Source organism: Pseudomonas sp. SDO5271_S396, from assembly GCF_054071795.1.
The window spans coordinates 1-24,135 of the sequence record NZ_JBSVWB010000037.1 but is presented as its reverse complement, the minus strand read 5'-3'; the positions used below and the strand labels follow the sequence as shown (position 1 = coordinate 24,135).

Here is a 24,135-nt window from a genome sequence, read left to right as displayed (position 1 = left end):
GGGATTGGCAGTGGTTTTGATTGTTCCCACGCTCCGCGTGGGAATGCCGCCCTGGACGCTCCACGTCCGCTGTTGCAGTCGTGACGCGGAGCGTCACAGGATGCGTTTCCACGCAGAGCGTGGGAACGATCGCTCAACCACCGCTTTCGCAGCCTCGTCGGGGCTCGACAGTAAGGTCAGTAATCCTTGCGTTTGCGGAACGCCCAGCGCCCGGCAATCAGCGTGAAGGTGGCCACCAGTGCCACCAGAATCCAGAAACCTTCGGGGTCCTGGGCCAGGGGCACGCCCCCTACGTTCATGCCGAAGAAGCCGGCGATGATGTTGATCGGCAAGGCCAGCACCGTGACCACGGTGAGGGTGAACAGCGTACGGTTGCTTTGCTCGTTGAGGTTGGCGGCGATCTCTTCCTGGAGCAATTTGATGCGTTCGCCCAGGGCCATCAGGTCGTTGATGATCAGTGCAAACTCCTCGGTGGATTTGCGCAACTCCTTCACGTCTTCCTTTTGCAGCCATTGCGGTGGGCGGTTGAGCAAGCGCAGCAGCGAGCCCGGCTCCAGCGCCAGCAGGCGTTGCAGACGCACCAGCACCCGGCGCATGGCGCCCAGTTCGGCGCGGTTGGTGGAGAGGCGCGATGACAGCAACTGGTCTTCGATATGGTCGACGCTGATGCTGGTTTTGCGCACGATCTGGGTCAGTACTTCGCCCTGGTCGCGCAGCAGATGCACCAGCAGCTCCAGGGGCGAGCGAAAGCGCTCACCGGCCTTGACCGACGAGCGCAGCTTGTCCACCGAGTGCAAGGGTTGCAGGCGGGCGCTGATCAGCAGGCGGCTGCGGGCGCAGACCCACAGCGTCGAAATGTCCGACGACATCATGCTGCTGAAGTTGAACACCACGTCGTTGACCACCGCCAGCAGCGCCGAGTCGACGTGTTCGATGCGCGTGGAACGCGAACCTTCGTGCAAGGCTTCGAAGAACTCTTCGGGCAGCGACAGATGGGTTTTCATCCAGCGCTCGCAGGCGGCGTGCGCCAGGTTCAGGTGCAGCCAGAGAAACTCGTCCGGGTCGGCCGGTTGTTGCAAGGCCTGCAAGGCGGTAGCCGAATCGATTTGCTCGCCCTTTTCACCGGGGCGAAAACGAAAACCATAAAGCAAGCCAAACAGATCGGAGTCCTGGTGGCTGTGGTCAATGCTGTGGTTCATGGAGGCTCGCAGAGAAAGTGCCTGTAGGACGTTTCACAGGTTCGCGTGGGCGAATCATTGCAAGGTGATTTGACAGTTTTGTGACCGTTTGGGGTTTATTTCGCAGCGGTGACATTTTATTGACCGTTTGTCAGGATTCGTTCAAGAAGCCTCTGGCACAGCCGATTCAGGCCGTTGAGAACCGCTGTGGACTGGCGGTGCCTTTGATGACAGGGACGTTATGGCGTGTGTGCGCCACTTCCCATGTGTCGAGGCTTTACCCCGATGAATGTTTTACGAACCTCCTTGAGAGCACAGATTCTGTCGTTGCTCGGTGGCAGTCTGCTGGCGATGTTGTTGATCGCCCTGGCCTGTTTCAACTTCCTCTCCAGCGGGGTGCAGAGTTATCGCACGTTGATGGACGGGCCGTTACTCACATCCCAGTTGATCGATGAAGCCAACCTGCAATTCAAGGTGCAGGTACAGGAATGGAAAAACGTCCTGCTGCGCGGCAAACAGCCCCAGGACCTGGAAAAATACTGGGGCCAGTTCCAGGACCGGCAACGGGATGTGCAAGGCATCCTCACACGGCTGGTGAACCAGACCCGGGAAGACCCGACTCTGAGCCAGCGTATCGACACGCTGCGCCAGGAACACCAGCAACTCGGCGTGGCCTATCAGCGTGGTCGTGATGCCTTTGTGATGGCGGGCGGTGATGCAACGGTGGGCGACGCGGCGGTGAAGGGGGTGGACCGTGCTGCCAGCGAGCAGATGAGCGCCCTGGTCAGCGACCTGCGGGAGCAAGGCAGCCGGCAGTCCAGTGCCATCAGCGCCTACGTTGAGCGCACGGTGCTGGCAGGTCTGGCGATCATGGTGTTCTCGGGTGTCTTGATCGGCTTGCTCAGCCTTTGGCTGATCAACCGCAATCTGATCTTGCCGATCCGTGGTTTGATCGACTATGTGACCCAACTGAGTCATGGTCGTTTTGCCGAACGTGTGGCCAGTCGCCGTCAGGATGAGCTGGGCCATTTGGCCACCGCTGCCAATACCTTGCGCGATTTCCTTGCCGAAACGTTCAGCCGTTTGCAGCGCAGCGCCACCGACCTGGTCAGTGCCAGTGGCGAGTTGAATGCCATCGCCGGGCAGATGGCGACGGGTACTCACGATCAGTTCAACCGGACCGACCAGGTCGCGACGGCCATGACCGAAATGTCAGCCACAGCCCAAGAGGTTTCACGGCATGCGGCCAGCGCTTCGCAAGCTGCCGATGAAGCTGACCAGTCGGCTCGGGAAGGCGGCGAGGTGATGAAAGTCACCATCGCCACCATTGGCCAGATGCGCAACGAGATTCTCAGTACCGGCACCATCATTCGACGTCTGGAGACCGACAGCGCACGGATTGGCAAGGTGTTGGAGGTGATTCGCGGGATCGCCGAGCAGACCAATCTGCTGGCGCTCAATGCGGCGATCGAAGCAGCGCGTGCAGGCGAGGCCGGGCGGGGTTTTGCAGTGGTGGCCGATGAAGTGCGCAGCCTGGCGCAACGCACGGCGACGTCAATCATCGAGATCAACAGCATTATCGAAGCCGTGCAGACGGGCGCGGTGGACGCGGCCGAGGCCATCGTAAGCGGCCAGTCATGCAGCGATGAGAGTGTGGAGAAAGTCACCCAGGCAGGTGCCATGCTGGCCCACATCACCCAGGCGGTGGAAGCCATCCGTGACATGAACCGCCAGATCGCCACGGCTGCCGAGGAGCAGACGTCGGTGGCGGAGGATATCTCACGCAATATCACCCAGATCACCACGGTCGCCACGGCCAACCTGAGCAACGTGCAGCGCACGGAAGCGGCAAGTCAGAACCTGCGAGGGTTGTCGGGGGAGCTGAATGAAGTGACGGCACGTTTGAGTGCCTGACCGGGCATAAAAAACGCCACCCATGGGTGGCGTTGTTTTGCGTTGCGAATTACGTGTCTTGCTTGTTTTCCAGCACTTCGCCGGTCTTGGCGTCGAGCTTCACATCCCACTGTTTGCCAGCGGTGTCGGTCAGGTCCACTTCGTAGACCAGGCGACCGGCTTCATGGTCCAGCTCGGTGTCGTTGATGGTGGCGCCGGCGTGTTTGGCCAGAGCGTCTTTGTTGAGGTCTACGAAAGGCTTGACGGCGCCGGACTTGAGCAGGCCTTCGATCTGGTCCGGGCGAACATCGGCTTGGGCGAGGCCCGCGGTCAGGGTCAGGGCGGTGGCGGCGAACAAAGCGGTCAGGGTTTTCATGGTGTATGTCCTTCTCGGGTGAGCTGTTTAAGTGGGGCCAGATTAACCAGCGCAACTTAATTCACCCTTAAATTGATTCAGACGTTTGCACCGTTTATTCATGCCGTCGGGCGCGGTGATCAGGCCCAGCCTGACCACCGGCCTTCGCTCAGTATTTGTAGTCGTTCAACAGATCTTGCACGCTGGAGGACGGCCAGCGCTTGTAGAACTTCAACAGTTCGGCGGCGCGGTTGGTGAAGATGCCATCGACGCCGGCCTTCATCACTTTGTCGAAGTCCACCGGTTCGTCCACGGTGTAGACGTGCACCAGCAGGCCCTTGTCGTGGGTCAGCTTGTTCATCTCCGGTTTGACCAGGTCGGTGTAGCTCTGGTCGCCGTGATTGGTCAGCTCAGCGGACGGGCCGGTGCCGATGGCACCGAGGCTCTTGGCTTCGTCGACCCATTTTTCGAACTCGGCGGCGTCCTTAGGCTCCTGCTTGGCGTAGTAGGCGGCCTTGGTGGCCTCGCCGGACTCGGCGAAGGTCTGGGTGGATTTCGGCTCGATGCTGCCCGGGCCTACCCACAACAGCAGGATTTTCGGGGTGTTGGGCATCTCTTTTTGCAGCTCTTTGAGGCTGGCAACTTCAAAGGTCTGCAACACGACACGGCCCTTGCCCTGGCCTACGCCGGTGTTGCTCTTGCCCAGCTTGGAGCCGGCCGAGCTCAACCAGCCTTTATCCAGCAGCTTGTTTTTCAGATCGGCCTCGATACCCGGGAACTGCTTGGGCTCCTTGGTCTCGATGTAGAGGCCGGGTTTGTGCTGCGGGTTGCCCTCGGCAATCTTGATGATGTCGTCCAGGCTCTGGATTTTCAGGCCGACGAAGCCTGGGCGTGCACGGTCCGGGTAGGCGGCGTTGAACCAACTGCCGGCGTCGAGGGTTTGCAGTTCTTTCCAGGTGAACTCGTTGGCCGGGGCGTCCTTGCGGTCAGGAAACTTGGTGGCGACGTCGGTGGTGCGCTGCAGGTTGTTGTCGTGCAGGGCGAACAGCACGCCGTCCTTGCTGCGTTGCAGGTCCATCTCCAGGTAGTCGGCCCCCAGGTCGCGGGCGATCTTGTAGGCGGCGGCGGTGGATTCGGGAGCATCAAAGGACGCACCCCGGTGGGCGATGACCGCCGGGTACGGAATGCCTTCGTTGGTTGCCAATTCAGCCGGGCTGATCGGGTCTTGCGCCTGTGCCTGGCCAAGGCCGAGCATCAGTGCGAGCAGCAAGGCGCTCTTGGTAAACGTGACAGGCATAGGCGAAGTCCTTTCGTGGAGGTAGCTTTGAGAAGGCCTCCTTTTTAACAATTGATTGCGAAAGGCGCTATCACCAAACCGACATTAACGTGCGCAGGGGCCAATTTTCTCGGTTTTTTTGCGCTGTGTTGCAGTACGCTTGCCTGAAGCTGCCCCGTCAGAGGGCGCTACTTTCCGCCACGCGTGCAAACCATCTTTCCAGTCCCGATGGGACTTTTCAGTGAGGTTTAGCATGCGCATCACTTCCGAACTCATCTGCCAGGCCGCCGATCAACTCCAGGGTTTTGTCGGCCTGAACCGCAAGACCGGCCAGTACCTCGTGCGTTTCAGCGAAGACGCCTTCGGCATGGACGTGGCCGACGACGGCATCATTCCCACCACCGAATTCGTCTGGCTACCGGCCGCCGGCCAGGCCATGACCCTGTCGCGTGAGCGTATCCAACTGTTGCTGGACCAGAACATTGACGAACGTATCCACATCACCGAGCCGTTGCGCGTGTATATGCGCAGGGTGGAGATCCCGCAGATTGTGGCGTTGCGCCGTTTGGTGGGGTGAGCGGAGGCAAAACCCCGGCGAATCCATCTGACTCAATACATAGCCACTGTGGTGAGCAGGCTTGTCCTGCGCTGGGTGGCGAAGCCGCCCCAATAAGGCCACTGCATTTTTTCAGGAAGAAATGCGGTGCCTGGTTTAGGGCCGCTTCGCGCCCCAGCGCGGGACAAGCCCGCTCACCACAAGCATCCCCCTCTCATCACAAAAAAGGGCAACACCAAAAGTGATTGGTCACCACAATAAGCCCCATTCACCACAGCAAACTTATTTATTGCAGGCGCTGGCAGGCCTCGAGAAACGCTATCGCCAGCGGTGGCGTGACGCCCTTGAGCGCCGCACGTTCGGGCTGGAACAAGGTGGCGACGAAGAACGGATGGTCGAGCAGTTCGACCGCGCGCAGGTCGCCCGTGGCGTCATGACCGCTGGGGATCAGATCGCCTTCCAGCAAGGCATCCAGAAATTCAGGATTCACACCGAAACGGCAGCGATACCCCTCCTGCAACTCAAGGGCGCCATACGCCTCGGCAATTCGGGTGTAGGGGGTCAGGCGCACGCTGTCGATCGCTTCCACCAGTGCACAACTGAGAGGGGCGATGACAGCGCGTTTGGCCTCGGGTGCCAACTCGCCATGTTCGGCGTCGGCCCAGCCCAGCACATTGCGCGCGTACTCCAATACGGCGTGCTGAAAACCCGCGCAGGTGCCCAGGTAAGGACGGCGCTGTTCCCGGGCGAAACGGATGGCCCGCAGTGCGCCCTCGGTATCGCGATAAGGGCTGGCGGGTACGCACCAGAAACCGTCGAAACCGTGCAGGGGCAGCGTGGATGTGAGGTTGTCGGTGTCGAGCCAGTGCAGATGAATGTCCAGACCCAGGGTGTCGGCAGCCCGTCGCAGGGCCACGGGAATGGCTTGGTGTGCAGTGACATGGGGATCGTGATCACCGATCAAGGCGATGTGCAGTGGAGTGGTTTTCATCGTGGGCATCCCATGGCTTGTTGTGTCCTGGCGCGCACTATAGATTGGCGTTCACGCAATCAATATTGGCGTTTGCCCACATGTTCAATGCAGCAGCGCACTATCGAATCGACTACCCGGACCTTTCGCTGATCCTCGCCCTCGTGCGCGGCGGCACCCTGGCACGCGCCGCGGCATTGCTGCGGGTGGATGTGTCGACGGTGTTCCGTGCGGTACGGCGCCTGGAGGCGGCACTGGGTCAGTCGCTGTTTGAAAAGAGCCGCTCTGGCTATTTGCCCACCAGTCTGGCCAGCCACCTGGCGCAGCAGGCCGAGCGCGCCGAGCAGGCGCTGGATGCCGCGCGTATCGGTGTGGAGCAGGGCGGTGAAGTGGTCAGCGGCACCGTGCGCCTGACCTGCACCGACTCGGTGTTGCAGGGCCTGTTGCTGCCGGCCCTGGCGCAGTTCATGCCGACATATCCGGGCTTGACGTTGGAGTTGAGTACGTCCAACGATTTTGCCAACCTCAGCCGCCGCGACGCAGACATTGCCCTGCGCTTGACCAAGACACCGCCCGAGCACCTTGTAGGGCGTTGCCTGGGGGCGGTGACGTATCAGGTGTGCGCCAATCCCGATTACGCGCGCCGGCATCAGGACCGGGCATTGACTGAGCTTTCCTGGATTGCGCCGGACGATTTTCTGCCTGATCACCCCACGGTGGTCTGGCGCCGCGAACACTTGCCCGGTGTGCGTCCTGCTTATCGCTGCAACAGCATGCTCGCGGTGGCCGAACTGGTGCGGGCAGGGTTGGGGGTCGCAGCATTGCCGGCGTTCATGCTGGCGCCGGACCTGCAACCCATCGGTCCCGCACTGGCAGGGCGTGACACAGCACTGTGGTTGCTGACGCGTCCCGATTGCCGGGCATTACGCTCGGTGGTGACGCTGTTCGACGAGCTGGGACGGCATGTGCGCTGGCCGTCACGCGATGCCTAGGCCGAGTGGGCGATCGGCTCGTCGCTGACATTGACTCGGTTGCGCCCGGTGTCCTTGGCGGCATACAGGGCACGGTCCGCGGCATTGAGCCACATGGCGGCGTCGGTGAACCAGGGTTGGAAGTCTGCCAGGCCGATGCTCAGGCTCACCCGCAGTTCGGGGATCTGCGGGTTACGGTAGTTGCTGAAGGTTTCGCGCATGTGTTCCATCACGCGTGCCGCTTCTTCCGAGGGCATGAGTGGAAGAATCACACAGAATTCATCGCCCCCGTAACGTCCTGCCAGGTCGTTTTCCCGCAAGTGCTTGCGCAGTTCCACGCTGAGTTGTCGCAGCACCGCATCACCGACGATATGCCCGTGGCTGTCGTTGATCTGCTTGAAGTGATCGATGTCGATCAAGGCGATGGTGGCGTGGCTTTGCTGCTGCTGGCATTTGTGGAACTTGAGTTGCAGCAGGTCTTTCCACGAGCCGTGGTTGAGCAGGCCAGTAAGGCTGTCAGTACGGCTCAACGCACTGAGGGCGCGTTTGTGTTCCGAGAGTTTGATTGCCAGTTGATAGCAGACCATGCCGATGGCCATCGGGTAGAGGGTGAGCATCGGCAGGCAGGCATAGACCTGGGTCAGGCTCACATTGGGGTTGAACTTCATGCCGAACAGCAGCCAGGCCACCGCAACGCCGGCTGCTTGCGCGAGCACGCCACGCAGGAAAAGGCGCTTGCCGCCGGCGGCGACGTTGTTCATGGTCATCATCGACAGAATGGTCACCGCCGTCAGCGGGGTGAACTGCGTGGCGGCGGCCCAGAACCCGCCGAACAGCGAGTCGTAGATCAGGTTGCGTTGTTCGGCCTGGTAGGGGAATTGCGAACGGCTTGAAAGCTGATAGGCCACGTGGGCCCACCCAAATCCGTTGAATAACAGGAATACCCAGACCCAGTCGGGCATCGGCAGGGGGGAGAGGGCCGCAGCAACACTGATGCTGCCGATACCCAGGCCAATGATCCTTGGCTTGTAGATACGCCTGGCAAATGAAAGCCCTTTGCCTCGTCTGTTTTCCATAGCTTTCCGGGTCAACTCTTTTTTGCAGGTACGGCAACGTGCATTCGCGGGATTAACCGTTGATCGGATAATACCGGTGAATATTGTCAGTTATTCGCGCGGGAATAATCAGTGTCCTTCCGGGCCATTTGCGTGAAACAGAGGGCGGATGCGTCAAAAGCGACGTGCAATGTCGCTCATGCAACCGTTTATCGAGGGGCTGGCGGGTGAACTTCGTACCCGGCGAGGAATAGATCGATGGCCGACTCGATCACATTGGCCTGGTCAGCCACTTCGAGGGTGGGTTGGCCCAGCGTGATCTGTGGCCAGAAGGCGAAGGCTTTGAGCAGGCTTTGTATCTGGTGCGCGGCGAAGGCCGGATCGGGACAGTCAAGGCGGCCGTCTTCCTGGGCGGCGCGTACCCATTGGGTAAAGCCTTCCTCGCGTTTGCTCAGGCGGTTGACCATGTCTTGCGCACGCTCCGGGGAATGGATGGTGGCGGCAATGGCGACCCGGGCCAGGTCGAGAAAGTTGGCGTCCGACATCATCTTCATCTTCGCCTCCAGCAAACCCCGCAATTGTTCGCGCAGCGGACGCTCGCTGGTGTAGTTCACGTCCAGTTGCGCCGCGCTGCTGGCCCAGAGCTGGTGGAGAATCTCTGCGAACAACTCTTCTTTGCTGGGGAAGTGGTTATACACCGTGCGCTTGGAAACGCCGGCGGTGGCGGCGATTTTGTCCATGCTGGTGACCTCGAAGCCGTTGTCGCGAAACTCGGCAATGGCCGCTGCCACGATGGCTTCGCGCTTGCGGTCGGTGAGGCGTTGAGGGGCAGTCATGGGCGGCGCTCGGCTCTTCAGAGAAAATTACACTCGGTAGTTTACTTGCTCCGCATTTTGTTGCAATCTTGAAACTACACTGTGCAGTGTAATTTTTTGAGCGGTCCCTCGGAGTAACCTTGTAATGGCCACGATCTCATCCCGTCTCGATCCATCGCCTGCGACACACAAGCCTGCCGAGCAGGACCAGGGCCACTTCAGTAATGGCACCCCCGTGCAGCACGGCGGCTTTGGCAAGACCCTGCGTATTTTCTGGAACATGCTGTTTCACAAGCCGCGTACCACGCGACCGACAGGCCAGATTCCGGTGCAACCGCTGACCCGTGAACAATTGCTGGCCGCGCCGGATCACAGCGTATTCCGCCTGGGACATTCCACCGTGCTGTTGAAAATGCGCGGCAAGTTCTGGCTGACCGACCCGGTGTTTGCCGAGCGCGCGTCGCCCTTCAGCTGGGCCGGCCCCAAGCGGTTCCATCAGCCACCCATCAGCCTGCAGGAGTTGCCTGCGCTGGAAGCGGTGATTCTTTCCCACAACCATTACGATCATCTTGATCACAAGGCTGTCATCCAACTGGCCGACAAGACCCGCTATTTCCTGGCGCCATTGGGCGTGGGCGACACGTTGGTCAAGTGGGGGATCGATGCGAGCAAAGTTCGCCAACTGGATTGGTGGCAGGGTACCGAGGTAGAGGGCATTCGTTTCGTCGCCACGCCCGCACAGCATTTTTCCGGTCGCGGGCTGTTTGATGGCAACCAGACCTTGTGGTGTTCCTGGGTGATGATCGACGGTACGCGGCGGATCTTTTTCAGTGGCGATACCGGTTACTTCGACGGTTTCAAGCGCATTGGCGAGCAGTACGGTCCGTTTGACCTGACGCTGATGGAAACCGGTGCTTACAACGTCGACTGGCCTCATGTGCATATGCAGCCGGAGCAAACCTTGCAAGCGCACATTGATCTGAAGGGGCGCTGGCTGCTGCCCATTCACAACGGCACCTTCGACCTGGCCTTCCACGCCTGGCATGAACCGTTCGATCGCATCATGGCCTTGGCCTGGGAGCGCAATGTGTCGATCACTACGCCGGCAATGGGGCAGGCATTCAGCCTGAACCAGCCTGAGCGTGGCCATGCGTGGTGGCTGGAGGTGGAAAACCAGGGCGCGGAGGAGCGTCTTGTAAGCTGATCGCGGAGCGTTCGGAAAAAAGGAAATTTCAAGGTGTTTCAGGCCTGCGACAAGTGCCGGAATAGGGTGCGATGATCCCCGGAAATTCATTTTCCGGGGGCAGGTTCTGATGGATGAAGAATGTAAGAAATATTGGCGAGTGGGTATGGCCTGTCGGCTGGGCCAGCCCTTGTCGTCGCTGTTGGAGCCTTCGGGAAAGGCCTTTGAATCGCCCGGTTCAACGGGTGAAAGCGCCAGCCCACGCGGCATCGCGTTCGGCGTTCAGTCGAAGGGCGGCGTGCCTATTCCCGGGTATGACGCTCCCACGCTGGCACTCAAGCCTTCCCGTGACCCTTCGTTATCACTGATCGCCTTGAGCGGTGTCGATCCTTCCGGACCGGTGATGGTTGAAGTTCCCCTCGTGCAGAACAACACCACCTTTACTGCCTCCCAGCCCCTGACAGGCCGACGCCTGGGGTTCGCCAACCGGTGGGTGCGTGGCCATGAACGTGAGCCGATCGAACACAGCGCTGCTTTCCTGAAAGCGCTGGACGTTCTGCGCCGCGCCGGGGCGCAGTTGGTGGCGGTGCCGGCCCAGCGGCCTGACGAAACCCTGCGTTTCAGCCTGCAGACGCACAACGAAATCGATGCCCATGTGAGCGAGCATCGTTTGGATGCTCTGGTGTCTGACAGCCACACCGCTGCGTTTCGTACGGCCTGCTGGAATGGGTATCCACATGTCGGTGAGCCGCTTGGGAACGGTGCGACGCTGTGGTTCTACGGCACGCGTTGGTCCGGGGACTCGCTGGCGTCGATGATGCAGGCGTATCGCAGGGTGTGTTGTCTGTCAGATGTTTAGGGAGCACACACAACATGCAGTGAGCAATCACGCAAACTGAACGACCTGCGTCTTGCAGCCTGGAAGGATCAGGGTTTTTAGACTGGCGCCCGCCCCCACAGGGGGGCTTCGTCATTTCTTACCCCTCTTAAAAGGTGCTTTATGTTTGGAATCGGTCACGGTGTACACGCGTTTATTCATCTTGCCTCGCATTTTTTGGGGGCATCGTCCCTGACCGGCTCGTTGAGGCCGATGCCGACCGGCTTGGAGTACGCCAGCGTCAGTGAGTTGGGCAGGCAAATGAGCAAGCCGGGCGGTCTGACCTCAGTCGATCTGGTCAAGTACTTTCAGGACCGTATCAACAGGCAGAACCCTAACTTGAATGCGGTCATCGAGCTCAATCCCCAGGCGGTGGAAGATGCGCGCAAGCTGGACCAGGAACGTGCCGAAGGCAAAGTTCGAGGCCCGCTGCATGGGATCCCCATCCTGATCAAAGACACTATCGAGACCGAAGGCATGCAAACCAGCGCAGGGGCTTTTGGTCTTGTCGGTGATCCAGCTGGCAAGAATGCGCCGCTGGTCCAGCGTTTGATTGAACAAGGGGCTGTCATTATTGGTAAAACCAACCTGACCGAACTCGGTGGTTTTCGCGGCGGCCCTGATGGCTGGAGCAGTCGGGGCGGGCAAACCCGTAATCCGCTCAACCCGAGTTGGGACGTAGGTGGATCCAGCTCCGGATCAGCCTCCGCGGTAGCCGCAGGACTGGCCCCTTTGGCAGTCGGCGCCGAGACCAGTGGCTCAATCGTCGTACCGGCAGCATTCAATGGTGTGGTAGGGCTCAAGCCCAGTGTCGGCTTGCTGGACCGCAACGGCATTATTCCCGCGAGCCATCATCAGGACACGCCGGGGCCGATGGCACGTTCGGTGTTTGATGTGGCGTTGATGCTCAACGCCATGTCGGGTCGCGACCCGAAGGATCCGGCCAGCGTGGGCGCACCTGAAGGCATCGATTACACCAAGGCCCTCGTTCCCGGAGCGCTGATGGGCAAGCGTATCGGCTATCCCGCCAACTTCATCGTAGAAGGTCTACTGGGATCGGTGGTTAACAGTGAGCAGTTCACCAAGACCCTGGAGGTACTTCGGGAGCAAGGTGCGATTCTGGTGCCGGTGAGCATGCGGCTGGGAGACGCCTCTCGCTACGAGGAACTGGTGCTCTCGGATGTGAAACAGGAACTGAATACTTACCTGAGCCAGCGTAACGGATTACCGGTCAAGTCACTGACGGAACTGATCAAATTCAACGACGAACGCGACGGGACAGAGACTGATCATCAGCCGACACTCCACGAGGTGAGTGGCTCGACCCTTACGCCTGAAGAACGCGAGGAGGCCTGGACCACCTTGGTCACGGACTTTCGTGCAACGGTGGATAAGCCGATCAACGAGGAAAACCTGGACGCCATGGTGGCGGATTTCGAAACCAATAGTTATTTCGGCGTAGCCGCCGCAGGCTACCCGGGCATCACCGTACCTTCCGGTACCGATGAGGAGGGCAAGCCCACCAGCGCGTACTTCTTCGGTACGCGCTGGTCTGAAGAAAAACTGCTGGCCGTGGCCTATGGCTATGAGCAGGCAGCGGCCCAGGCCGGGTCGAAGCCTGGGCGCTGAAAAGGTCAGGCGCTTTCCAGGCTATAACGTGCGGCTGGCTTTTGGTGGGAAAGGTTCGGCCCCAACGCCAGGCGCGCGCTTTCATAGGCGTTCCAGTCCACGAGATCCGGCAGGGAGGGTATCGTCACTTTTTCGCCCAGGGCAAGTCCGGCGAGGGCCGCATCCACCAGGTTTTCGGCGCTCATGATCAGGGCTTCCGGCAGGTTGTTCACGGGCAATCCTGCCACGTCCCAGAACTCGGTGGCGGTCACGCCGGGCAACACCACTTGTACGGTCACCCCCTTGTCGCTCAACTCATGGTCCAGGGATTCGCTGAACGCCTGCACGAAAGCCTTGGAACCGCTGTACACACCGTTCAACAGCTTGGGTGCAACCGCGACGATGGAGCCGATATTGATCAACGTACCGCGCCCCTGAGCAACAAAATTGGCGGCTGCCGCTTTGGCCAGACGCGTGAGGGCGAGGACGTTGAGCAGGATCATGGCGTCCATCCTGTCGGCTTCCGAGGCCAGCACCGAGGCGGTGGCACCCACCCCGGCGTTGTTCACCAGCAGGCTGATGCGGCTGTCGTCGTGCAGGATCTGTTCAATGCGCGCCAGGTCGGCCGGCAGGTTGAGGTCGGCAACCACCACCTGGATTTCTCGTTGGGTATCGGCCGTCAAGCGTGTCGCCAACCGCTCCAGGCGCTGTTGGTTGCGTGCGACCAGAATCAGGTCATAGCCCTGGCGGGCCAGACGGTCAGCGTAGATGGCGCCGATACCGGATGACGCGCCGGTGATCAGGGCAAAACCTTTGGATTGACTCATTGCAGCAGCTCCAGAATGGCCGGGGGAGGGCGGCCTTGTTGGATCCAGATTATGAGCGTAATGTGTTGGCGGCAATGTCGTATATCCCTCTTTTTGAGACATGGGGTTTGACCATGGTGTCCATCGGTATCTTGTTGTTTCCCGGGTTTCAGATGCTCAGCCTGAGCACCAGCACCGTGTTCGAATTTGCCAACCTGGAAAGGGAGCAACCGTTCTATCGGGTGGACCTGGTGTCGGAGCAGGGCGGGCCGATCAACAGTTCCATGGGGTTTGCCATCGACAGCGTGCCCTTTGGCCGCCGTCACTACGACACCCTGATGGTGGTGGGGGACAACGAAGTACTTAAGGCTACGCCCGGCATGCTGACCTATTTGCAGGAAGGCATGCAGACGTCTCGCCGCGTGACGTCCACCTGCACGGGCGCGTTTCATCTGGCTGCCGCCGGATTGCTGGAGGGGCGCAAAGCCACCACCCACTGGTATCACGCCCGCGAATTCCGCCAGGCCTACCCCAATGTAAAGTTGGAAGAAGACCGGATCTTCACCGTCGACGGCCCACTCTGGACCTCGGCCGGCATGACCGCCTGCATCGACTTGGCCCTGGCACTGGTCGAGCATGACCTTGGCGTGGAAATCGCTCGTGAAGTGGCACGCAAACTGGTGGTCTATCATCGCCGCGCGGGGGGCCAGTCGCAGTTTTCCGCCCTGCTGGAAATCGACCCAAAATCTGACCGCATACAAACCGCCTTGGCCTATGCCCGCCGGCATCTGCAAGACGAATTGTCGGTAGAGCGCCTGGCCGAGGTTGCCCATTTGAGCCCGCGTCAGTTCAGCCGTTTGTTTCGCACCGAAACTGGCCAATCACCGGCGAAGGCCGTCGAACGGTTGCGTATCGAGGCGGCGCGTTTGTTGCTCGAGTCCGGTGACCATTCCATCGACATCATCGCCCGTGAAACCGGCTTTGGTGACCCCGAACGCATGCGCCGCGCCTTCCTGCGTGCCTTTGGCCAACCGCCGCAAATGATGCGTCGCGCGCTGCAATTGCAGGCCTGACGTCGCTGCGGTGATTCGGTTGGATGCTAGGCGCCATTCGGCTGAGGGTTTGACGACTCCAGGGATACGCCTGTGGAGCCCATCAATCGCGAGATAAGGCCGGGCGTGACGGGGTCGGTTGGTGTCGTTTCAAACCGGCGGGCACTCATTCCCCATCCCGGAGCAAAGCCCGGAAAAAACACCAGCCCTTCGGCTTCCAGCCGAAATGCCAGATTCAAACGGGTTTTATCGTCCACATCGCCCAGGTTCTCGAACCGTTGCACCGCCTCCACCGTCACCTCGGCTTGGCGGGCCAGCTCTTCGCGGCTCCAGCCCAGCATTGCACGGGCCTGGGCACTGTGTTTGGCGGTGAATTGATGCAGGACGATCTGCTGTTCTACGAAAGAGCTCATTGCCAGAGAGGACATGGGGTTTCTCCAGGATTTGACGGTGAGGGCAGACTATACTGTGTTTTTATACAGTTGTTCTGACCGCTCATCACCTGGCTGTTTCAGCAGCCCTTATTCCACCCCTGGCGCCTCGCGGATGATCAAGTGGTCCAGGTTCTCGATATTCGCACTGAACACCCCGAAGGTCTGCTCGGGGTTCTTCTTGCTCGGCACCTGTTTCAGCTCCGGCGTCACACCGTAGAAGAAGCAATACAACACTCGCTCACTGTCCACCGCGGCCTTGATCTGCTCCAGGAACGCATTGCGCTTGCGGTAGTTTTCGATGAGCTTTTTGCTCAAGTAAACGTTGACCGAATACGGCTTCTTGTCGAGCCACACCTTCTTTTCGAAGTCGATGCGAAAGCTGCTGGTGTAGTCCTTGATCGCCTTGACCTTGCCCCAGTAGATCAGCCCCTTGTTGTCTTGCAGGTACTCGATTTTCTTGAAGAACGTCCAGTAGGTCGCGGTGTGCTCGCCGATCTTCAGCGGCATGCGCTTGAGCTTGTCCTTGTCATCGATGTTGGACACGTAACACTCCACCGGATGGGCAAATACGCTGGTCTTGTCCGGGGTGCTGTCACCGATGCTGTGGGAGCTGCTGGCGTGGAGTGAAGGTGCCTTCGCTGGTTCTTGTGGGAGGCTTCCCTCGACTCCGGCCGGAAGAGTCTTACGTTCATACTGGCGCCGCGTCAGTACCCATTCCGATGGGAAATTATCCTCGCGCTCGTCGTCACTTTCGCCGGTCGCGTTCTTGTGAGTGCTGGCATAGCGGCAGCCTTCGATATGCCGGGTGGTGGTCTTGTTCTTGAAGTGGGGAGTACGCAGGTAATTGACGTTCTTGGCGTTGAAGGTGCTCAAGACGTTGTCCGTATCGAACGCTGCGCGGCAGTCGTCGTTGGGGCAGAGAAAGCGATCCTTGTCGGAGTCGAAATCGCTGGTTTCGTCGAAATTCAGGTCTCGAACGTCATAGATCGACAGCTTGTCGTCGAGACTCAGGCTGTAGGCCGTGTCGAATTTCATGGGGCTCGGGTCCGTGAGAAGTTTCGCTATTAATAGCGGGATCCGGCTTAAATATCAGCAAGAACGTGCAACCCGCCTGCCACTCAAGAAACACAGTGTGCCGCCCACTGCCGTCAAACCGGCCAGCGCGTAAAACATTGTGGTGGGAGGTGAGTTGATCAGCAGATAGCCGCAGATCACCGGGCTCAATGCGCCGCCAAAGGCCGCCAGGTTCTGTGCGCCGTAGTAACTGCCGCGCAGCGACTCGGGGGCGAGGGTGTCGATAAACAGGAACTCGGAAGGGAAGATGATCATCTCGCCCAAGGTAAATACGAACATCGCGACGCACCAGGACAGCAGGCTGTCGGCCTGGCTGAAACCGATCAGGCCAGCGATGAACAATGCCGTGCCGAGCAGGATCCAATAGCGCAATTGTTCACGCTTGAGGAAGCGGCCAATCTGGTATTGCAGCAGCATGACCGTGATGGCGTTGCACGCGAGCACGGCGGACAGAATTTTCAGCGCATCATCCGGGTTGTGAATCACCAACAGAAATTGCGACAGGTACAGGGTGTAGCGGCCATGCACGATGGTGCTCAACAGGCTGCCGCCGGTGAACAACACCAGGCTTTTGTCGTTGCGCAGGGTTTTGAGGGTGGTGAGAAAACTCAAGGGTTTGCTGCTTTCGTCGCGCTGGGTGGGCGGAATGCCAATCATCAGAAACACGCTGATAAACGCAATGGCGCTGGACAGCATGAACGGCAACAGCGGCATCTGCCCGGCAATCACCACACCCACCATGGGGCCCGTGGCGTAGCCGATATTCGTGAGGGTGTAGCGCAGGGAAAACACCTTGGCGCGTTGGTCCACCGGCAGGTTCTCGCTGATGATCGCTTTGGAACCGATCAGGAACAGCGCCGACGCCGACTCGGTAATCACCAGGGTCAAGGTGGTGAGGTAAAGGTTGGTGGCAAAGGTCAGTAACAGAAAACCGATGGAGCTGGAGAGCATCGCCAGGATCAGCAGCTTGCGCTTTTCCATGCGGTCGATGACGTAGCCGCCATACAGGCCCATCAGTGTGGCGGTGAACACCGCGATGCCCATCAGCAAACCGATGTCCTGCTGATTGAGGCCCAGGCGACGGCTGAGCAACAAGGTCATCAAGGGGCTGGTCATCGCCCGACTGATCACGATGGTCAGCGAGCAGATCATCAAGCGGCGGATTACCAGGGAGTAGGTGGCCACGGTGGAGGCGAGCGTCCTTGTTATTTCTCAATACAACACAAATCAGGAGTGAACACAGATCAACTGTGGGAGCTGGCTTGTCGAGTCGTCGCACCGCTGCGATAGCGGTGGGTCAGGCCATGAATATGCAAGCTGACCTGCCGCCATCGCGGGCAAGCCCGCTCCCACAATCAGAGTGAGTTACTGGCCGGAATTGATGGTGATTTTTTCTACAGCACCTTGCTCCAGATCCCACTTCTTCAGGATCTTGCCGTAGGTGCCGTCATCGATCATGCCCTGCAACGCCTCACTGATCGCCGTGACCAGCTCGGTGTTGCTCTTCTCGATCCCAAGCCCTGTGAACTGCTTGGAAATCGCCAGGCCCACTGGCTTGTACTTACCTTTGTCCAGCGACATCAGATAAGGAATGGTCTCACTACCCTGCATCGCCGCATCCAGACGATTCTGCTGCAACTGCGCCCGCGCGTCCGCGGAGCCTTCGGTGCCGATCACCACAATCGCTGGCTTACCGGCGGCTTCGCAGTTTTCCTTGCTCCATGCGGTAATTTCCGACGGCCAGGTAGTACGGCGGCTGGTGCCGACTTTTTTACCGCACAGGTCAGTCAATTCTTTGAGGTCTTCACGCTTGGCCATCGTGTACAGCTGCGGGCCGCTGGTGAAGTAGTCGATGAAGGTCACCGCCTTCTGACGCTCGGCGGTGTCGGTCATGCCCGACAGCACGATGTCCACGCGTTTGGTGGTCAGGCCGCTGAGCATCTGCTCGAAGCCGGTTTCCTGCCACTTGATCTTCACACCCAGGCGCTCGGCCAGGGCGTTGCCCAGGTCGAAGTCCAGGCCGGTGATCTGGTTGGTGGCCGGATCCTTGAAATCCATCGGTGGGTAGTTCGGCACGATGGCTGCGCTGATCTCGCCCTTGTCCTTGATGGCCGCCGGCAAGGCCGCGAACACACCGGTGGAGGCCATCAGGCCTGCGAGCAACGTTGGGATAAACAATTTTTTCATGGGGGCGTTCTCGTTTGTTTTTTAGTTAAGTGCGAACGGCAGAAATAAAGCTTTGGGTACGCGGGTTTTGTGGGCTTATTAGAATTTCTTCGGGGCTGCCGGCTTCCACAATCTGGCCTGCATCCATGAACACCATGCGGTTGGAGACTTCACGGGCAAAGCCCAATTCATGGGTGACCACGATCATGGTCATGCCCGTGGTTGCCAAGTCACGCATCACCGACAGCACTTCGCCTACAAGCTCCGGGTCGAGGGCTGACGTGGGTTCGTCAAACAGCATCAACTTGGGGCGCATTGCCAATGCACGGGCAATCGCCACACGCTGTTGCTGCCCTCCGGACAACTCCACCGGGTAGGCATTGCGTTTGTCGGCCAGGCCGACGCGGGCCAGCAGTTCCAGCGCGTCTTCGATGGCTTCCTTGGGCGAGCGCTTGAGTACCTGGCACGGGCCTTCGATGATGTTCTGCAACACGGTCATGTGCGGGAACAGATTGAAGCGCTGAAACACCATGCCGGTGGCCAGGCGCTGGCGAGCGATCTGGGATTCATTCATCTCATGCAGCTTGTTGCCGACGACGCGGTAACCCACCAGTTCGCCGTCGACCCACAGGCCACCCTTGTCGATCTTTTCCAGCTGATTGACGCAGCGCAGCAGGGTACTTTTACCCGAGCCCGACGGGCCGATGATGCACATCACTTCGCCTTGCTCGACCTCGATATTGACGTCGCGCAGCGCGTGATACTGGTCGTAATACTTGTTCAGGTTGACGGCCTTGACGATGCTTCTCATGGGGCAATTCTCCTCAACCCAGACTTACGAACGCTTGCCGGCGCCGCGGGCAAAACGACGCTCGAGGCGGCTTTGACCAAATGAAAGAACAGTCACCACCGCCAGGTACCAGATGCCGGCCACGATCAACAGCTCCATCACCCGTGCGTTGGCGTAGTAGATGTTTTGCGCGTTGTGCAGCAGCTCCGAGTACTGGATGACGCTGGCCAGACTGGTCATTTTCACCATGCTGATGAACTCGTTGCCTACGGGCGGAATGATCACGCGCATCGCCTGCGGCAGAATCACCCTACGCAGCGCTTGCAGGCTCGGCATGCCGATGGACTTGGCGGCTTCGTACTGGCCGGTGTCCACGGAGAGCAGACCGGCACGCACCACCTCGGCGGTGTAGGCGCCCTGATTGATACTCAGGCCGAGCAGGGCGGCCACGAACGGCGTCATCAGGTCGACGGTGTCGATGCTGAACAGGCCGGGGATCGCGATCACCGGGAAGATCAGCGCCAGGTTGAACCACAGCAGTAGTTGCAGAATCAGCGGCGTGCCGCGAAACAGCCACGTATAAGTAATGGCCACGTAGCGCAGGATCGGGTTGGCCGACATGCGCATGATCGCCGTGATAACCCCGATCACCACGCCCAGCGCCATGGCCAGGATCGACATGACGATGGTATTCACCAGGCCCCAAAGGATGGCCTCAGACGTGAGGAACTGACCGATGTAGGACCATTCGATCTGGCCATTGGCGAATGCGCGCAACAGCGCGGCCAACACGATCACGATCAGCGTGGCGAAAAACATCCGCCCGTAATAGCGACGCGGCACGTGCTCGTACTGCGTGATATCGAACTGGTTCTCGGACAACTTGCGCTCGGCTTCCAAGCGCTCTGCCGGGGTTTGGTTCATGGTGATTCTCCAAAAAAGCGATTACCGCTGTACTCGGTGCAACTGTTGAAACCCGATCCAGTGTGGGAGCTGGCCAGCCTGCGAAAGCGCCCGACCAGACACCTCATCACCTACAGGCTTAAATGCGAAATCCCTGATAACTCTCTGTCCATTTCTGCTGTTCGGCCAACGCCACTTTCAACCGCTCAATTTGCTCCCTGACCCGCTCCGGCGCCGTCCCACCCCATCCACTGCGCGCCGCAATCGCCGCTTCCAGGGTCAGGCAGTCGCGCACCTCAGGCGTCAGCCGTGCATCCACCTCCGCCAACATTGCTGGCGAGGCTTCCCACAATTCGATCTCATGCTTCTCACAGGCCTGCACCAAAGCGCCCGTAATCTCATGGGCCTCTTTGAACGGCACACCCCGGGTCGCCAACCAGTCCGCCACCTCGGTCGCCAGGGTAAAGCCCATCGGCGCCTGGCGCCGCAGCTCTTCCACTTGCACCTTCATGGTCGCAACCATCCCGGCCATTGCCGGAAGTACCAGCAACAGGGTGTCCACACTGTCCAGCACGCTGTGCTTGTCTTCACTCAAATCACGGTTGTAGGAGAGTGGCAACGACTTGAGCGTCGACATCAACCCGGTCAGGTTGCCAATCAACCGCCCAGCCTTGCCCCGCGCCAATTCGGCAATGTCCGGGTTCTTCTTCTGCGGCATGATCGAGCTGCCGGTGGCGTAGGCATCGTCCAGCACTACCCAGCGAAATTGCCGCGAAGACCACAGGCAAAACTCTTCGGACAGGCGCGAAATATTCACCCCGAGCATGCCTGCCACAAACAGAAATTCCGCCACATGGTCACGGCTGGCGACGGCATCGATGGAGTTTTCGCACGGCCCGGTATAGCCCATTTCCTGGGCCGAATGCTCAGGCTGGCGGGCAATCGCGGAGCCGGCCATGGCGGCAGCACCCAACGGCGACAACGCCGTGCGCGTATCCCAATCCACCAAACGCTGCACATCGCGCAACATCGACTGAGCATGGGCGAGCAAGTGGTGGGCGAACACAATGGGTTGCGCCTGCTGCAAGTGGGTAAAACCTGGGCAGATGCTTTCCACATGCTGCTCGGCTTGCTCCACCAGCGCCTGCTGCAAACCCAACACCTCGGTGGTGATGGTACGCGAATGGTCACGCAGGAACAGGCGCAGGTCATTGGCAGTCTGGTCGTTGCGCGAACGCCCGGCACGCAGCTTGCCGCCCAGGGCGCCGAGGCGTTCGGTGAGTACACGTTCGATGAAGGTGTGCACATCCTCGTCATCCAGCGTGGGATGCAGGTTGCCGGCGGTGAAATCCGCGCCGATACCGTCCAGGGCGGCGAGGGTGCGGGCGGTTTCCGACTCGTCCAGCAGACCGGCGCGCTGCAACTCACGGGCATGGGCGCGGGAGCCGGCCAGGTCGTAGGGCGTCAGGCGGAAATAGCGCTCAGGGCAACGGGACAACGCGGCCAAGGCAACCGAGGGACCGGTCTTGAAACGAGCGCCCCAAAGGCGGTCGGTGGGCTGGGACATGGGTGTTCCTCACGCTTGTTTTTAGAAGAGTCGGAGGCAGTAAAAATAAGTTTTCAACTAGACTGAACCAGCGTCTGACGCGCCGTATTCAAGGTTGCCAAGGGCGGATGTTTATGTTCATTATCGCCGCCTGGCTATGTTCAAGGATTGGGTTGAAGCCTGTTGAATATGGCACTTGAGGTCAACGCGTATTATGGAAACCCCACTTTCCACTTCTGGAAACCTACCGCCCAAACCCGGCACAAGACCGCCCCTGCAACTGAGCGGGCTGGACTTCAAATTGCTGCGTGTGTTCATGGCCGTGGTCGAGGCCGGCGGCTTCAGCGCCGCGCAAAACGAGCTGAACGTGGGCCTGGCGGCCATCAGCAAACAGATCTCCGACCTGGAAATCCGTATCGGCATGCGCCTGTGCACACGGGGCAGGGAAGGCTTCGGGCTGACCGAAGAAGGCAAGCTGGTGTATCAGGCGTCCATCGAGTTATTTACCTCGGTGGACAGTTTTCGCGACAAGCTTAGTTCGGCGCAAAACGAGCTTATTGGCGACCTTAGTGTGGGCGTTATTGATAACACCGTGTCCGATGTTAATTCCCCGCTCATTGCCGCGTTGGGAAAATTACATAGCGAGTCGCCGAAAATCAGGCTGCGCTTACATGCCTCGCAATTGGACGAAGTTGAGCGCGGTGTGGTGGAAGGGCGCTTGATCGTCGGCATTGTGCCGGTGTACCAGCGTCGTGAAGAATTTGACTACTTCCCGCTGTACGAGGAAAAGGCCCACGCCTACTGCGCCGTAGGCCATCCGCTGTTCAATGCGAGTGAAATTACACCGGAAGTGCTGCGCCAGTACGAAGTGGTGAACCATCGCTACGCGATTCACCGCGACAAGAGCCAGTTCGTCAACTACGACAGTCAGTCTGCGTCGGCTTCACAAGTGGAAGCTGTCGCCATTCTGATCCTCACCGGCCGCTTCCTCGGGTTCCTGCCGGAACACTATGCAACATCCTTGGTGAGGGAAGGACGCCTGCGCGCACTGTGCCCGGAGCAAGTGCACTTGAGCACAGTCTTCAACCTGATCCTGCGCCACAACGCGCCGAGAAGCCCGATGGTAAAAGCCTTCGCCACAGCGTTGGGCGTGGACCTCAAGGCCGCCACATAACGCTCAGCGCCTGCGCAGATCAAATGTGGGAGTTGTCGAGCCCCAGCGAGGCTACGAAGGGATCGCCTCGGTCCACCCGCCGAACTCGCTATTTGTATCGATACATTTTCTGCCTAGGCGGCAAGCCATCTGACTTGTATTGTCTTTAACCAACCAGGAGGAGTACGCCTATGCATCAAACAAAAATTAACTCAGGCAACCGAGAACAAACAGTCTGCATCCCAGCAGATTTGCATTTCCCGGCAGAGGTAGAAGATATAACGGTGCGCGCGATGGGCAATGAGCGAATCATTGCTCCTGCAGAAAATACCTGGGACAGCTTCTTCCTAAACCCTGAATTCGTCTCCAGCGACTTCATGCTTGAAAGGACCCAGCAGAAACACCAGGACCGAGAGTCCTTAGACGACTAGGCCTCTAGCACCGATCAAATGTGGGAGCTCTCGAGCCCCAGCGAGGCAGCGATGGGGTCGCCTCGGTCTACCTGCCAACCCCACCCACCCGCATCACCGCTGCAACCGAGCCCGCTTCTTCTTCGCATGAAAATGCCGAAAATGCGCATCCTGCGCCGCCGCCAACAGCTCCCGATCCCCACGCGTATCGCCCCAGGCCCTGAGCCGATACTCGCCCAAATCCCCATACACTGCTTCAAGCCGCAGCACCTTGTTCTCACACCGGCAGTTGTTCCCGGTGAGCTTGCCGGTCAACACCCCGTCCACCACTTCAAGCTCAGTGCCAATCAGCTTGATCCCCAACCGATCGGCAAACGGCTGCAACACCAACGCCGGCGACGCCGAACACAGCGTCACCACCGCCCCGGACTTCAACTCATCCGCCACCGACTGCAAGCCCGTCGGCCGCATCAACCGCGGCCACGTCTTCTGGCAATACGCCTCAGCCTTCTGCTGAACCCACGCCTTCTCCACCCCCGTCATAAAGGTGCGGATCAACTGCGCCTTCAACTCATCCCGGCTGATCTGCCGCACCAAAAAACGCAGCCCCGGCACCGCCAGCTTGACCATCCGGCCATAGAACTCACCAGGGCCAAAGGCGAATTTCAGGAAGGGCACGAAACTGTCGTGATGGGTCAGGGTGCCGTCGAAGTCAAAGACGGAGAGTACTTTGGCGTCAGTGGGGCCGGCTTCGAGCATGTCTGGGTTCACGGGTGGCCTCGGTCCTATCTAATCGGTTGGGGTACAAGGCTACAGCATCGAGGGGGCGATCCGAACCCTACTGGGCAATGTGTTTAGTAGGATCTGCTGCGAAAAATGCCTCAGCAACGTGCATAAAAAAGCCCCGAACGTGTCGGGGCTTGTCGATGTTGCGTCGCTCAGGAATCAATCCCAGCTAAGCGCACCACCGGTCTGGTACTCAATCACCCGAGTCTCAAAGAAATTCTTCTCTTTCTTCAAGTCCATGATCTCGCTCATCCACGGGAACGGGTTGGTGGTCCCTG

Annotated in this window: 25 protein-coding genes; 9 read left to right on the top strand and 16 right to left on the bottom strand. The window is 59.5% G+C overall.

What is annotated here, in order from left to right; all coding sequences use genetic code 11:
- Positions 1-176 precede the first annotated feature (176 nt).
- Positions 177-1,199: a transporter gene (locus tag ACW9IN_RS21985; protein ID WP_457367774.1), complete on the bottom strand. Its 1,023-nt coding sequence runs from the start codon at positions 1,197-1,199 to the stop codon at positions 177-179.
- A gap of 264 nt (positions 1,200-1,463) precedes the next feature.
- Here ACW9IN_RS21985 and ACW9IN_RS21980 point away from each other — a divergent pair, with 264 nt between their 5' ends.
- Entirely contained in the window at positions 1,464-3,092 is a 1,629-nt protein-coding gene (locus ACW9IN_RS21980; protein ID WP_457367773.1) for a methyl-accepting chemotaxis protein, read from the top strand.
- A gap of 49 nt (positions 3,093-3,141) precedes the next feature.
- On the opposite strand, the gene ACW9IN_RS21975 is transcribed toward ACW9IN_RS21980, so the two are convergent.
- Complete coding sequence (locus ACW9IN_RS21975) at positions 3,142-3,447, bottom strand: PepSY domain-containing protein (RefSeq protein ID WP_457367772.1); 306 nt, start codon at positions 3,445-3,447, stop codon at positions 3,142-3,144.
- 148 nt (positions 3,448-3,595) lie between these two features.
- The gene (locus ACW9IN_RS21970) at positions 3,596-4,723 is read right to left on the bottom strand and encodes a glycerophosphodiester phosphodiesterase family protein (protein WP_457367771.1); all 1,128 of its coding nucleotides are present in this window, start codon (positions 4,721-4,723) and stop codon (positions 3,596-3,598) included.
- A 232-nt stretch (positions 4,724-4,955) separates the two neighbouring features.
- Between ACW9IN_RS21970 and ACW9IN_RS21965 the strand changes: the two genes are divergently transcribed.
- Positions 4,956-5,279, top strand: a complete 324-nt coding sequence (locus tag ACW9IN_RS21965) for a DUF2025 family protein (protein ID WP_457367770.1) — start codon at positions 4,956-4,958, stop codon at positions 5,277-5,279.
- Between the two features lie 265 nt (positions 5,280-5,544).
- Here ACW9IN_RS21965 and ACW9IN_RS21960 read toward each other — a convergent pair whose 3' ends face one another.
- Entirely contained in the window at positions 5,545-6,249 is a 705-nt protein-coding gene (locus ACW9IN_RS21960) for a CTP synthase C-terminal region-related (seleno)protein (protein ID WP_457367769.1), read from the bottom strand.
- A gap of 80 nt (positions 6,250-6,329) precedes the next feature.
- Here ACW9IN_RS21960 and ACW9IN_RS21955 point away from each other — a divergent pair, with 80 nt between their 5' ends.
- Positions 6,330-7,220: a LysR family transcriptional regulator gene (locus ACW9IN_RS21955; protein ID WP_457367768.1), complete on the top strand. Its 891-nt coding sequence runs from the start codon at positions 6,330-6,332 to the stop codon at positions 7,218-7,220.
- Here ACW9IN_RS21955 and ACW9IN_RS21950 read toward each other — a convergent pair.
- Positions 7,217-8,275 (bottom strand): diguanylate cyclase, encoded by a 1,059-nt coding sequence (locus ACW9IN_RS21950; protein WP_457367767.1) that lies wholly within the window; start codon positions 8,273-8,275, stop codon positions 7,217-7,219. The two genes, ACW9IN_RS21955 and ACW9IN_RS21950, sit on opposite strands and share 4 nt — an antisense overlap.
- Positions 8,276-8,463: 188 nt before the next feature.
- Complete coding sequence (locus ACW9IN_RS21945) at positions 8,464-9,090, bottom strand: TetR/AcrR family transcriptional regulator (protein ID WP_457367766.1); 627 nt, start codon at positions 9,088-9,090, stop codon at positions 8,464-8,466.
- A 124-nt stretch (positions 9,091-9,214) separates the two neighbouring features.
- Here ACW9IN_RS21945 and ACW9IN_RS21940 point away from each other — a divergent pair, with 124 nt between their 5' ends.
- The 3 genes from ACW9IN_RS21940 (at position 9,215) to ACW9IN_RS21930 (ending at position 12,758) form a co-directional block, all read left to right on the top strand.
- Positions 9,215-10,273, top strand: a complete 1,059-nt coding sequence (locus ACW9IN_RS21940; RefSeq protein ID WP_457367765.1) for an MBL fold metallo-hydrolase — start codon at positions 9,215-9,217, stop codon at positions 10,271-10,273.
- Between the two features lie 109 nt (positions 10,274-10,382).
- Positions 10,383-11,111, top strand: a complete 729-nt coding sequence (locus ACW9IN_RS21935; protein WP_457367764.1) for a hypothetical protein — start codon at positions 10,383-10,385, stop codon at positions 11,109-11,111.
- 141 nt (positions 11,112-11,252) lie between these two features.
- Positions 11,253-12,758, top strand: coding sequence for an amidase family protein (locus ACW9IN_RS21930; protein WP_457367763.1), 1,506 nt, complete (start codon positions 11,253-11,255; stop codon positions 12,756-12,758).
- Between the two features lie 5 nt (positions 12,759-12,763).
- Here ACW9IN_RS21930 and ACW9IN_RS21925 read toward each other — a convergent pair whose 3' ends face one another.
- On the bottom strand, positions 12,764-13,564 hold the full coding sequence (locus ACW9IN_RS21925) for an SDR family NAD(P)-dependent oxidoreductase (RefSeq protein ID WP_457367762.1): 801 nt from the start codon (positions 13,562-13,564) through the stop codon (positions 12,764-12,766).
- 113 nt (positions 13,565-13,677) lie between these two features.
- On the opposite strand from ACW9IN_RS21925, the gene ACW9IN_RS21920 reads away from it, so the two are divergent.
- Positions 13,678-14,616, top strand: coding sequence for a GlxA family transcriptional regulator (locus ACW9IN_RS21920; protein ID WP_457367761.1), 939 nt, complete (start codon positions 13,678-13,680; stop codon positions 14,614-14,616).
- A 26-nt stretch (positions 14,617-14,642) separates the two neighbouring features.
- On the opposite strand, the gene ACW9IN_RS21915 is transcribed toward ACW9IN_RS21920, so the two are convergent.
- The 7 genes from ACW9IN_RS21915 to argH form a co-directional block, all read right to left on the bottom strand.
- Positions 14,643-15,023 carry a helix-turn-helix domain-containing protein gene (locus tag ACW9IN_RS21915; protein WP_457367760.1) on the bottom strand — a complete coding sequence of 127 codons (381 nt, stop codon included), beginning with the start codon at positions 15,021-15,023 and terminating at the stop codon, positions 14,643-14,645.
- 93 nt (positions 15,024-15,116) lie between these two features.
- Complete coding sequence (locus ACW9IN_RS21910; protein WP_457367759.1) at positions 15,117-16,064, bottom strand: hypothetical protein; 948 nt, start codon at positions 16,062-16,064, stop codon at positions 15,117-15,119.
- Between the two features lie 54 nt (positions 16,065-16,118).
- Positions 16,119-17,288 (bottom strand): MFS transporter, encoded by a 1,170-nt coding sequence (locus tag ACW9IN_RS21905; protein WP_457367758.1) that lies wholly within the window; start codon positions 17,286-17,288, stop codon positions 16,119-16,121.
- A 180-nt stretch (positions 17,289-17,468) separates the two neighbouring features.
- The gene (locus tag ACW9IN_RS21900; protein ID WP_457367757.1) at positions 17,469-18,290 is read right to left on the bottom strand and encodes an ABC transporter substrate-binding protein; all 822 of its coding nucleotides are present in this window, start codon (positions 18,288-18,290) and stop codon (positions 17,469-17,471) included.
- A 25-nt stretch (positions 18,291-18,315) separates the two neighbouring features.
- Entirely contained in the window at positions 18,316-19,080 is a 765-nt protein-coding gene (locus ACW9IN_RS21895) for an amino acid ABC transporter ATP-binding protein (protein WP_457367756.1), read from the bottom strand.
- Positions 19,081-19,104: 24 nt separating this feature from the next.
- Entirely contained in the window at positions 19,105-19,983 is an 879-nt protein-coding gene (locus tag ACW9IN_RS21890) for an amino acid ABC transporter permease (RefSeq protein WP_016974698.1), read from the bottom strand.
- Between the two features lie 118 nt (positions 19,984-20,101).
- Complete coding sequence (gene argH / locus ACW9IN_RS21885; RefSeq protein WP_457367755.1) at positions 20,102-21,529, bottom strand: argininosuccinate lyase; 1,428 nt, start codon at positions 21,527-21,529, stop codon at positions 20,102-20,104.
- 193 nt (positions 21,530-21,722) lie between these two features.
- Between argH and ACW9IN_RS21880 the strand changes: the two genes are divergently transcribed.
- Together ACW9IN_RS21880 and vapB are read left to right on the top strand one after the other, a co-directional pair.
- Complete coding sequence (locus ACW9IN_RS21880; protein WP_457367754.1) at positions 21,723-22,682, top strand: LysR family transcriptional regulator; 960 nt, start codon at positions 21,723-21,725, stop codon at positions 22,680-22,682.
- A 170-nt stretch (positions 22,683-22,852) separates the two neighbouring features.
- A complete protein-coding gene (vapB, locus tag ACW9IN_RS21875; protein ID WP_457367753.1) occupies positions 22,853-23,092 on the top strand; it encodes a type II toxin-antitoxin system VapB family antitoxin in 240 nt (79 codons plus the stop codon).
- Between the two features lie 93 nt (positions 23,093-23,185).
- Here the strand turns inward: vapB and ACW9IN_RS21870 are convergent, their stop codons facing one another.
- Entirely contained in the window at positions 23,186-23,830 is a 645-nt protein-coding gene (locus tag ACW9IN_RS21870; protein ID WP_457367752.1) for an HAD-IB family hydrolase, read from the bottom strand.
- Positions 23,831-24,016: 186 nt separating this feature from the next.
- A partial coding sequence (locus tag ACW9IN_RS21865) for a hypothetical protein (RefSeq protein WP_235369420.1) occupies positions 24,017-24,135 on the bottom strand: 119 nt, incomplete at its 5' end.